Source organism: Aeromonas sp. ASNIH8, assembly GCF_002919855.1.
In the GTDB taxonomy this organism is placed as follows: Bacteria; Pseudomonadota; Gammaproteobacteria; order Enterobacterales; family Aeromonadaceae; genus Aeromonas; species Aeromonas caviae.
Map to the genome: position 1 here is coordinate 1 of NZ_PQLN01000124.1, position 10,234 is coordinate 10,234.

At 61.4% G+C, this 10,234-nt stretch carries 8 protein-coding genes and 3 tRNA genes; 6 read left to right on the forward strand and 5 right to left on the reverse strand.

Annotation, left to right across the window (positions count from 1 at the left end):
• Positions 1–204: 204 nt before the first annotated feature.
• Both rlmF and C3418_RS21045 read left to right on the forward strand, forming a co-directional pair.
• On the forward strand, positions 205–1,152 hold the full coding sequence (gene rlmF / locus C3418_RS21040; RefSeq protein WP_029313997.1) for a 23S rRNA (adenine(1618)-N(6))-methyltransferase RlmF: 948 nt from the start codon (positions 205–207) through the stop codon (positions 1,150–1,152).
• 236 nt (positions 1,153–1,388) lie between these two features.
• Positions 1,389–2,114: a MaoC family dehydratase gene (locus C3418_RS21045; RefSeq protein WP_010673529.1), complete on the forward strand. Its 726-nt coding sequence runs from the start codon at positions 1,389–1,391 to the stop codon at positions 2,112–2,114.
• Positions 2,115–2,177: 63 nt separating this feature from the next.
• On the opposite strand, the gene C3418_RS21050 is transcribed toward C3418_RS21045, so the two are convergent.
• Positions 2,178–3,170 carry a DUF481 domain-containing protein gene (locus tag C3418_RS21050; RefSeq protein ID WP_052815894.1) on the reverse strand — a complete coding sequence of 331 codons (993 nt, stop codon included), beginning with the start codon at positions 3,168–3,170 and terminating at the stop codon, positions 2,178–2,180.
• Between the two features lie 13 nt (positions 3,171–3,183).
• Entirely contained in the window at positions 3,184–4,101 is a 918-nt protein-coding gene (locus tag C3418_RS21055; protein WP_039039321.1) for a L,D-transpeptidase family protein, read from the reverse strand.
• 340 nt (positions 4,102–4,441) lie between these two features.
• Between C3418_RS21055 and C3418_RS21060 the strand changes: the two genes are divergently transcribed.
• Positions 4,442–4,531: transfer RNA gene (locus C3418_RS21060), tRNA-Ser, on the forward strand.
• Positions 4,532–4,919: 388 nt separating this feature from the next.
• Here the strand turns inward: C3418_RS21060 and C3418_RS21065 are convergent.
• Positions 4,920–8,357 (reverse strand): ATP-binding protein, encoded by a 3,438-nt coding sequence (locus C3418_RS21065; protein ID WP_102948759.1) that lies wholly within the window; start codon positions 8,355–8,357, stop codon positions 4,920–4,922.
• Positions 8,358–8,606: 249 nt separating this feature from the next.
• Between C3418_RS21065 and C3418_RS21070 the strand changes: the two genes are divergently transcribed.
• A tRNA-Gly gene (locus C3418_RS21070) sits at positions 8,607–8,682 on the forward strand.
• A 55-nt stretch (positions 8,683–8,737) separates the two neighbouring features.
• Positions 8,738–8,811: transfer RNA gene (locus C3418_RS21075), tRNA-Cys, on the forward strand.
• Between the two features lie 63 nt (positions 8,812–8,874).
• Here the strand turns inward: C3418_RS21075 and C3418_RS21080 are convergent.
• Complete coding sequence (locus C3418_RS21080; RefSeq protein WP_052815896.1) at positions 8,875–9,162, reverse strand: hypothetical protein; 288 nt, start codon at positions 9,160–9,162, stop codon at positions 8,875–8,877.
• Positions 9,163–9,376: 214 nt separating this feature from the next.
• Here C3418_RS21080 and C3418_RS21085 point away from each other — a divergent pair, with 214 nt between their 5' ends.
• Positions 9,377–9,577: a YbfA family protein gene (locus C3418_RS21085; RefSeq protein ID WP_010673543.1), complete on the forward strand. Its 201-nt coding sequence runs from the start codon at positions 9,377–9,379 to the stop codon at positions 9,575–9,577.
• Between the two features lie 266 nt (positions 9,578–9,843).
• Here C3418_RS21085 and C3418_RS21090 read toward each other — a convergent pair.
• On the reverse strand, positions 9,844–10,234 hold a 391-nt coding region (locus C3418_RS21090; RefSeq protein ID WP_052815898.1), incomplete at its 5' end, for a response regulator.

Below are 10,234 nucleotides of genomic sequence, written 5' to 3' on the forward strand. Positions count from 1 at the left end.
CAGAAGGAGGCAATATCAATATGATGCACGGCGACAGCAGGGTGATGGTGGTGGTGTGTTTGGAGACAGCCAGTTTACCAGCACCCTGTCTGTCAACTTCCACTTCCCCAAGATCCCGCGAAGAACCTTTTTTATGGCCCTCTTTTAGACTTTCCCTGGCCGACTCTCTATAGTGTGGCCCCCTTGATCCTCGGCAGGTCCAGCATGACACCCCAGCAGAAAACCGGATTGCACCCGCGCAATCGCCATCAGGCCCCCTACGACTTTGACGCGCTCTGCCTGCGTACCCCGGCGCTGTCGCCTTTCGTGTTCGTCAACGAGCACGGCACCCGGACCCTGGATTTCGCCGATCCGGCCGCCGTCAAGGCGCTCAACCGGGCGCTGCTGGCGCTGCACTATGGCATCGAACACTGGGATCTGCCGCCTGGCTACCTCTGCCCGCCCATCCCGGGGCGGGTCGATTATCTGCACCGCGTCGCGGATCTGCTGGCGGAGAGCGCGGGATGCGTACCGACGGGCAAGCAGGTTCGAGTGCTGGATGTCGGTGTCGGGGCCAACTGCATCTATCCCTTGCTGGGCGCCCGGGAGTATGGCTGGCGCTTCGTGGGCTCAGACATCGATCCTGTGTCGGTGAAGGCGGCAACCCTGCTGGCCACCAGCAATGGATTGGGCAACCAGATCACATGCCGTCATCAGGGTAACCCCAAGCATGTCTTTCGCGGGATCCTGGGGCCGAAGGAGCACTTTGCCCTGACTCTGTGCAACCCGCCGTTTCATGCTTCTCTGGCGGAAGCGAGCAAGGGGACGGAGCGCAAGCTGCGCAACCTGGGCAAGGGCCAGGCAGTGGCCGGGGCGCCCGTGCTCAATTTCGGCGGTCAGAAGGCTGAGCTCTGGTGCGAGGGGGGCGAGGCGGCGTTTCTGGCGGCCATGATAGAGCAGAGCAAGGAGTTTGCCAGCCAATGCCTCTGGTTCAGCTCGCTGGTGTCGAAAAAGGAAAATCTGCCTGCCGCACGAAAGGCGCTGGCTCGGGTGGGGGCGCGGGAGGTTCGCGTGCTCGACATGGCGCAAGGCAACAAGGTGAGCCGGATCCTCGCCTGGAGTTTCCTGGACGATGAGCAGCGCAAGAGCTGGTGGACCGCCCAGGGGAGATGATCGAGGACGGGGCTCAGTGGCGACACGGGCCCCGTCTCTTTTTCAGCTCAGATGTTGATTCGTTTGCAGCCTTACATTCAATCGTTTTCCTGCCCGTGTTTGCTCGCATGTTAGTGACCACTTTCGCGCCTGGTACAGGTGTACGCCGAGATTTTTTTGTACTTGCTGATGAAACTTTCATAAAATAGGACTGGTTAGACCTCTTTACAGGCTTTGAATCGAATAGGGATCGGTAAATGAAAGTTGTCGATTTTCTGAAGCACAAGCGCGAAATTCTGGCGCAACACCCCTTTGAGCTCAAGGATTGGCTCTCTCCGGCGATCCGCGACTACTGGCGTGAGTTTCAGCAAAAGGCACACCTTCACCCCTTGCTGGGAAGAGTGCTGGATCTGCAGGGGGAGTCCCAGGATGCCCGCCAGCAAGAGGCTGCCAGAGTCACCCAGGTAGCGAATGGCCAGCCTGCCCTGGCGCAGGATCCCGTGGTGGAGCTCGAAGGCGAAGCGGCGGCACTCTATGCCGAGTTGCAGACCCGCATCGGTGAAGAGACCCATGTGGGCGAGTGGTTGCAGGTCACCCAGGCGTTGATCAACCAGTTCGCGACCGTGACCGGCGATCATCAGTGGATCCACACCGATCCCGAGCGTGCGGCGGCCGAGTCTCCCTTCAAGACCACCATTGCCCACGGCTTCCTGACTCTGGCCCTGCTGCCCCAGTTGACCGGTTCGGTGGACGAGAGCACGCCGGAGTTCCCGACCGCTCGCATGGTGGTGAATTTCGGCCTGGAGCAGGTCCGCTTCCCTTACCCCATCAAGGTGGACAGCAATATCCGCGCCCGTACCAAGCTGTCGCGTGTCACGCCCATCAAGGGGGGCATCGAGCTCCTCAAGGAAATCAAGATAGAGATCGAGGGGATCCGTCGCCCTGGCTGCGTCATCGAGTCGGTCACCCGGATCTATTTCTGACGCGCTCGCCTTGCGTCCATGAACACAGGCCCACTTCGGTGGGCCTGTGTCGTTTCTGGCGGGTCAGAAACTCGCTCCCAGGGTGATGAGGTGACGCCACTCCTTCTCGCTCACATCCCTGTGCAGGCCATGGTAGTCGAGCCAGGCATCGTCCCAATCCAGTTCGCTTGACCAGGAGAGGCGCAGGTGATCGTTGAAATAGTACCTGAGGCCCAGGCTGCCGCTGACGGACTGCTTTCTGGTCAGGTAGGGGGAGGGTTGATCGACGAATTTTTCATAACTGCCCTTGCCAAACAGCTCGAATTTTTCTTCCCAGAGGGTCCAGGGCTGCCGGTAGTCCCACCCCAGGCTGACGAAGGGGTAATTGATGATCCTGTCGTCAAACAGGTCGGAATTGCTCCATACCTCCGGCCTGAAATAGGCCCGCTCCAGGCCGAGCTGGCTGATGATCTCCAGCCGGCGTTGCCTGTCATTCCAGAAGCGGTAGCCGGGGCCGGAAGCATAGTCAATCTCCAGATAACCGGCATCGATCATGTTGTAATCGATGTCGACGGAAGATCGCAGGAACCAGTGATCGTCGAAGAAGAAGTCGAGCTTGGGTTTGAGCTTGTATTCGTGGCTGTCGGTGATGTTGTTCGCCGTTTCGTAGATGTACTCGCCATCCAGGCTGTAACGCCAGTCCAGATTGGCAAACTCGGTGGAGACCTTGAGATTGACGTTGTTGGTCTTCTTGGTGTTCTCCTTGAGCTTGATGTTGAGATCCCCGTTCCCTGTCAGCAGCCAGGCATTGGCCTCGTCAGGAGAGTCCAGCAGGGGGATCCCCGTCTTGGTGAGCGGCTTGGGTTTTTCCTGCTTGTCCAGACGCCATCGTTTGATGGCGCGGCGCGGGACCGTCATGGCCTGACTGTAGGCGGGCTTGATGCGGATCTGCTCGTCCGTGATCTCCTCTATGGTCCCGCTCACTCGATCGCCGTTGTGCATCCAGAGGATGTCCGCCATCGCCGCGGAGCCAGGCAGCAGAAGCAACAGGCAAACCACATGACTGATTCTGTTCATGGTGGTCAGGCCTTCAGCCGCTCACGGGTTTGGGCAGCCCGCTCTTGCGCTCGAGCAGGGCGGTCACCCGGGCACTGTCGATGTCGGGGGCAGCGATGAACTGCTCGGCTTCGGGGGAGAGCACCAGCGGCGCCCCTTGTGCCATCTCCGCTTCGGTGCGGGAGAGGGGGGAGTGTACCTCCAGCCAGCGACGACCGTCGGGTTCCACCGCCATCTTGACCGGCTGGTTGATGACCCGGACCGGGGTGCCGACGGGAACAAGACCAAACAGGGTTTCGATGTCATCCGGGCGCAGCCGGATACAACCCGCGCTGACTCGCAGACCGACCCCGAAATCCTTGTTGGTGCCGTGGATGAGGTAGTCCTTGTTGCCATAGCCAAGACGCATGGCGAACTTGCCGAGGGGATTGTCGGGGCCGGGGGGGACCACGGCGGGCAGATCGATCCCCTTCTGCTCCAGCCAGGACTTGCGGACCATGGGGCCGGGCACCCAGGTCGGGTTGGGATTTTTCGCAATGACGGTGGTGGTCATCTCCGGCGTCTCGCGGCCGATGTCACCGATCCCGATGGGCAGCACCATCACCTCCTGCTTGCCCTTGGGGAAGTAGTAGAGGCGAAGTTCAGGCAGGTTGATGACGATGCCTTCTCGCGGCACGTCGGGCAGCAGCATCTGGGTCGGCAGAGTGAGCCGGGTGCCCGGGGTGGGCAGATAGGGGTCTACGCCGGGATTGGCTTCGAGCAGTGCCAGAAAGCCTGTCCGGGTATGCTTGCCGATCAGTTCCAGATGATCGCCAGGCTGTACGATGTAATCTTCCAGGGCGCCGATGAGACGGCTGTCCGCTGGCGGCAGGGGATAGGTGTTGGACCAGACAGGTGCGGCCCAGAGGCTGGCGGCGGCCAGCAGCAGTGAGACGATACGAGTGTTGAACATGGTTGTTCCTATCGGCTGGGGCGAGGGACGGGTTCCCTTCCAAAAAATGAGCAGAGATTGTCAACGAATCCCGCGGGGATTACCAGTCCGGCACCATGACTGCCGGGAGGGCGGTGGCGAGCGCGTCACAGGGTGTCACTGGCCCATCAGGCTTGCCGTATTCACCCGCCCGGAACCGGGTACAGGGTGGAGACAGTGAGCGAGGAGGCGCTGCCGGGTGAAAGTCACTGGCGTTGGGAGGGGCGGGATCGCCGGATGGCGGTTTTATCGCCAGTCGTCTGATCTGCAACGAGATTTACATTGATTTCCCGGCTAGGGTTGGGTCAATATGAGTGCCCGTGGAGAGATGCCGGAGTGGCCGAACGGGATTGACTCGAAATCAATTGTGGCAGCAATGCCACCCAGGGTTCGAATCCCTGTCTCTCCGCCATTTATTCCCCTCAAGCCCGCGTCCGTCGCGGGTTTGTCATTTCTATCTCATCTCTGTCCATCCCCCGCCTCAGCCATCTCCCAATGTCTTTTCCGATTTGAGGCCTGTGGTCACGGGGTCGCGAAGTCTTACCCCATTCTCTCGAATGTCCATTCACCTGATTAGCCACTTGCCGGCCCAGACAGGTCTCCCGGGTTCGTCACCAACATGGTGATGGGGAATAGGCCCGCACCTGCAGGGTCATCTGGCCGACCCCGCGAGCTCAGCCATCGCGATCCCCCTGATAGGCGCAGAAAGCCTGCGAGTCGATGTGTCCAGAGTTGGCTATTGGTGCTTGGTTTTCTATCCCGCAGCCATCATCAGAGCAACGTGGCTGTGGGTTGGAGACTCATGCCTTGCGGCTGGCGAGCTGGCGAAGGCGCTGGGTGCTCTGGTGCAGACTCTGGTGCTGCACCTCGTTCAGGGAGCAGTGCTTGAGCACGTACTCGGCGCTGGCCACCACCGTCTTCCAGCGCGGTGCCTTGGGCAGGGTGTCGAGGTTCAGGTACTTGTCGAGGGTGCGGGTCTGGGGACTGGAGCGGTCCATGTAGACCCGCCACAGCTTGCTCTTCTCCGCCAGCACTATCTTGCCCTTGCCGGTGCTCTGCTGCCAGGTCTCCAGGGTGAGACGCATGGTGTCCACCAGGGCGCGGCGCAGAGGTTCGTCATCCTGCTGGCGAATGAGATCGTCCGCCAGCGACCTGAACTCCCCTCCCAGCCGGCTCAGTTCCCCCAGCAACTGGCCATCCTCGATGATGGCCTGGCGAGAGAGGCTCTTGAGGGCGTTCTCCAGTGCAGCCATGCGATTGTCGTCCTGGCGCGGTTCGGTGCCAAGGGTCAGCGCATAGGCGTGCTGCCCCCCCAGGTTGATGGGCAGGGCGCGGGCGTTGAGGGTGTCTCGCTGGCCCGCCACCAGGAAGTCCAGCTCCCGCTCCGGCTGCGCGGTCATGTCGGGCCACTGGCTTGCCAGCGGGGCGGCCAGCCACTCGTCCAGCATCTGCCCCTCCATGGCTTCCGGCTCCTGACCCAGCAGGCGCGCCAGGGCCCGGGAGGCAAACAGCACCCCTCCTTGCTCATCGAGGAAGACCATGGGGTCGGCCCCCTCGCCAAGCAGGGCGAGGAGCCGCTCCTGATCCTGGTGCAGTTGCTCCTGGAGCAGCAGACGGTGCTCTATCTCCTGTTTGAGCAGGCGGTTCTCCACCAGGGAGGCGCGCCCGGCGCTGGCCTCCAGCAGGGCTCTCACCCGGGCGAACAGCTCCTCCTTGCAGAAGGGTTTCACCAGATAGTCGTTGGCCCCGGCGTTGAAACCCTCTTCAATCTCCTTGGGCTGGTTGAGGGCGGTGAGCAGCAGCACCGGCAGCTTCTCCTTGGGGTGCTGCTGGCGCAGACGGCGGCAGACATCGAAGCCCGAGAGGGTGGGCATCATCACGTCAAGCAGGATGAGATCCACCGGCTCCTGAGCCAGCTTGGTCAGGGCGTCGTGACCGTCGCTGCTGGGCAGGATTCGATAACCGCAGGGCTGCAGCAGGTGGCGCAGTATGTGCAAATTGATGGGCTCGTCGTCCACCACCAGGATGACGGGGGCATCTTGCGGCGGGGGCGGCAGGTCCTCGCTCTCCCAGTCCGGCAGGATGACGGGCTGCTGGCGCACCAGCTGGTGCTCTATCTGGCGGCTGTCGAGGGTCAGACTGCCCGCCTTGCCGCTGGCCAGCGGCAGGGTGAAGGCGAAGGTGGAGCCGACGCTCGGCTCGCTCTCCACGAACAGCTCCCCCCCCATCAGGTGCACCAGCTGGCGGGTGATGGAGAGACCGAGGCCCGCTCCCTGCTTGCTCACTTCCGGGCTCATCTGCACCAGGGGCTCGAAGATGTGCTCCAGGTGGTCCCTGGCGATGCCGATGCCGGTGTCGGTCACCTTGATGCGCAGAAAGTTGCCCTCCACCAGGGCGCTCAGCACCACCTTGCCCTGGGGGGTGTACTTGATGGCGTTGCCCACCAGGTTGTAGAGCACCTGCTCGAGGCGCTGCTCGTCCGCCAGCACAGGGGGCAGCTCGGCGGGGCTCTTGTCCACCAGGGTGAGGGGCTTGGCCTGCACGAGGTGCTGACAGAGATCCAGCACCAGCCGGATGACCCCCTTGGAGGAGACCGGCTGGGGGTGGATCTCCAGCTGGCCGTAGCGCATCTGGTGGTAGTCGAGCAAGTCGTCCACGAGGCGCGCCAGACCGTCGGCGCTCTTGATGATGAGGCCGAGCTGTTTCTGCTGCCCTTCGGTCAGGTCCTGCTGGCTGGCGAGCATGGACTCGGCCATCCCCTTGATGCCGTGGATGGGGGTGCGCAGCTCGTGGGAGGTGTTGGCCAGGAGCTCGTCTTTGAGCTTGTCCGCCTGTTGCAGGCTGAGGTTCTGCTTGTGGGTCAGCTTGACCTGCTGTTGCAGCTCCTGGGTCTGGCGTTCGATGAGCTCGATCTTGTCCTTTACCGAGCGCTGCATGTGGCGAAATGCCTGTGCCAGCCGGTCGATGTCATCGTCGGTGCGGGGGATGGTGATGGGGTGATCCAGGGCGCCGTCCGCCACCTGTTCGGCGGCGGCGGTGAGGGATCGCAGGGGCGCCGTGATGGAGTGGGAGAGCCAGCGGGAGAAGAGGATGAGCAGCAGCAGTGAGCCTGCCCCCAGCAGGATCACCAGGGTCTCGAGCTGGCGGATGGGGGCATAGGCCTCGCTGGTGGAGATCTCGGCGATGAAGGCCCACTCGGTATCGAACACCTTCACCTGGGTATAGGCGGCCAGCACCTCGTCATCGTGGTAGGAGAGGAAGGGGCCGACCCCCTGCTCCCCGGAGAGGGCCTTGATGATGAGGGGGGTCTGCAGCGGCCGGAAGTCGGGGCTGAAGCTGTTCTCCACGCTGAATTCGGGGGCGAGCCAGGCGTTGGCGCGCATCCGCTTGTCCGGGCCGATGAGAATGGTCTCGCCGGTCGCGCCGAGCCCCTCCCGCTCCGCCATGATCTGGTTGAGCTTGTCCGGCAGCAGCTCGAAGATGACCACGCCGCGCACATAGTCATACTGCATCACGGGGGCGGCGAGGTAAGCGACCACCTGGCCGGTCAGCTCGTTGCGGCCAAAATCGGTGAACTCGAAGATCTGCTGGGGCTTCTGGCCGCCATCGAGGCGGCGCTTGATCTTGGCGAAGGTGTTGCCAAGACCGCTGGACTGGTAGGGGCCCGAGAGCAGGTTGGTGGCGAAGTTGGCCTGCTTGGTGACCGAGTAGACCACGTCACCGTTGAGGTCGACCAGGAAGATGTCGCTGTAGTTGGATTTGCGCACCATGTCGGCGTAGCCGCGATGGAAGCGCTGGTGGACGCGGCCATACATCTCGTCTGCCAGGATGAGGGCGCTGATGGAGGGCTCTATCTCCACCTGACTGTCAGGTTGTTGCAGCTTGTCCCAGGAGCCCGGCACATAGCGGGCCTGGGCGCGGGCACGGGCCTCCTGCGGCGTGGTGCCGAGCTTCTCGAAGGCACCGGTGAAACCGTAGAAGCGACCGATACTGTTGCCAGCAAAGTCCTGCTGGGAGAAGTTGATGATCTGCTCCTTGAGGTTGCCGAAGTAGTCTTGCAGCTGGTTTTTCTTGATGTTGCGCACCGAGACCAGATGGTTGGAGGTCTGGGTGGTGAGATCCTTGCCGTGGCTATAGAGGAAAAACAGGGTGACGACCAGGAAGGGCACCAGGCCCAACATGAAAAAAGCCAGCATCAGCTGCGGTCTGAGCCCCCGAGGCCTGAAGTTCCATTTCATCGCATGATTTTCAATTGAGAATCCAGTTACTAAGCGCGATGAGTTTCTGACTAAAGGCTAACTATTTCAATGGCTTTATCTTAAATTCGCTCGTCGGGTCACAGGGAGCGGGGGGATTTTCGACCAAGGCGTCTAAAGGGTGAGCAAACAGCACGAGAAAGGGCTCAAAGTGAGAAAAAAGGGTTGTGCCCGGGCTCGGGGTACGTATAATGCGCCTCGTTGTCAGGTAACTGGCACGCAAGCAGTCATGCGGGAATAGCTCAGTTGGTAGAGCACGACCTTGCCAAGGTCGGGGTCGCGAGTTCGAGTCTCGTTTCCCGCTCCAATACTCCATGGCACCAACCATGGACATCACTCTCAAGGCAATGCCTTGTCAGCATGGCGCGTTAGCAAAGCGGTTATGCAGCGGATTGCAAATCCGTTTAGTCCGGTTCGACTCCGGAACGTGCCTCCATCTTCCCCCTGTTTTCCACGTCACTGACGTTGTCCATCCGCCATGGCGGCCCAAGATGATGCTTCATTGCATGTCAGTCAGCCGTGAACAACCCTCCCGTTGCCACGTCTTGTGCAGATGCTTATCCATCTCGGCCAATGCCTCGCCCCTGGACCCGGACCTCTCTTCACCCCCCTGTTCTGCCAGCGCGGCCATCTCCTTTATCAGCAGACCGCATTGCCACAGGCTGGCGGTGGGGACCCCGTGATAGGGGATGTCGATGGCATCGTCACGATTGAGCCGCCACTCCTGCCACTGACTCCAGGCGAGCACGCCCAATGCCCCCAGCAGCGCCGCATCTGCAAGTTTCATCCTGTGTTCCCCCGTTCTGGTCCAGTCCTCGTTAACTCTGGAACAGGGGCCGCGTTTTGCCACCTTTGTTGTTTTTTAGTTAAAGAATGTAACCCGGTTTCATTTTTAGGCTTTTAGCCCCATTTTTTATCAAAAAATGGCGCAGTCGGTGTAGTAATCCTACAATGATTGGCGTAATCTTTGTTCAGTGGTCTTACCAGTGAGGCGTTACATCATGTTTCATCCCTTCTCCCTGACTCAGATAATCCTTCGCCGCATCTTCGTCCTGATGGCGGGTCTGCTTGCCTTCCCGGTGATGCTGTTTCGCCGGGATCGCGCCCGTTTCTACAGCTACCTGCACCGCATCTGGAGCAAGACCAGCACCAAGCCGGTCTGGCTCAAGATGAGCGAGCGAGGGGAGCGGATCTTCTACTGATCCTCCCCGTGACGCCCGTTTCACCCGGCGCCAGACTGGCGTGACAGGAAGGCTGGGCGCACCTCCCGATATAAAAAAACCGACACCCTGGTGTCGGTTTTTTTATGGGGCTCGAACCGCCACCGGCCTTGTATCCATGGCTGGTCCACGTTGTCTCTTGTCTCTTGTTTCTGTGGGCGACCCTTTATGCCGCACTCTCAGTCGCACTCTCAGTCGCACTCTCAGCCGCGCCCGTGCGACATGACGGGAGGAAGGGCTGGCGGTATTCAGGGCGCTGGCCCCAGAGTGGCCAGCGCCGCGCGCAGACGGGCGAGGCCGATGGGCTTGAACAGACAGTCGTTCATGCCGGCGGCGAGGCAAAGCTCCCGCTCGCGAGGCTGGGCATGGGCGGTGAAGCCCCAGACGGGCAGGTCATGGCCAAGGGCACGCAGGTTGCGAGTCAGCTCGAAGCCGTCCATCACCGGCATCTGGCAGTCGGTGATGACCAGATCGAAGGGGTGGCTGGCGAGGGCGCGCAGGGCCTCCAGGCCATTGCTGCGCACACTGACGTCGTGTCCCAGATGCTTGATCTGCTGGCGCAGCAGGATCTGGTTGGCGTGATTGTCATCGACCACCAGGATATGCAGCCGATGGGGGAGGGGTTGAGCCTGGTGGGGC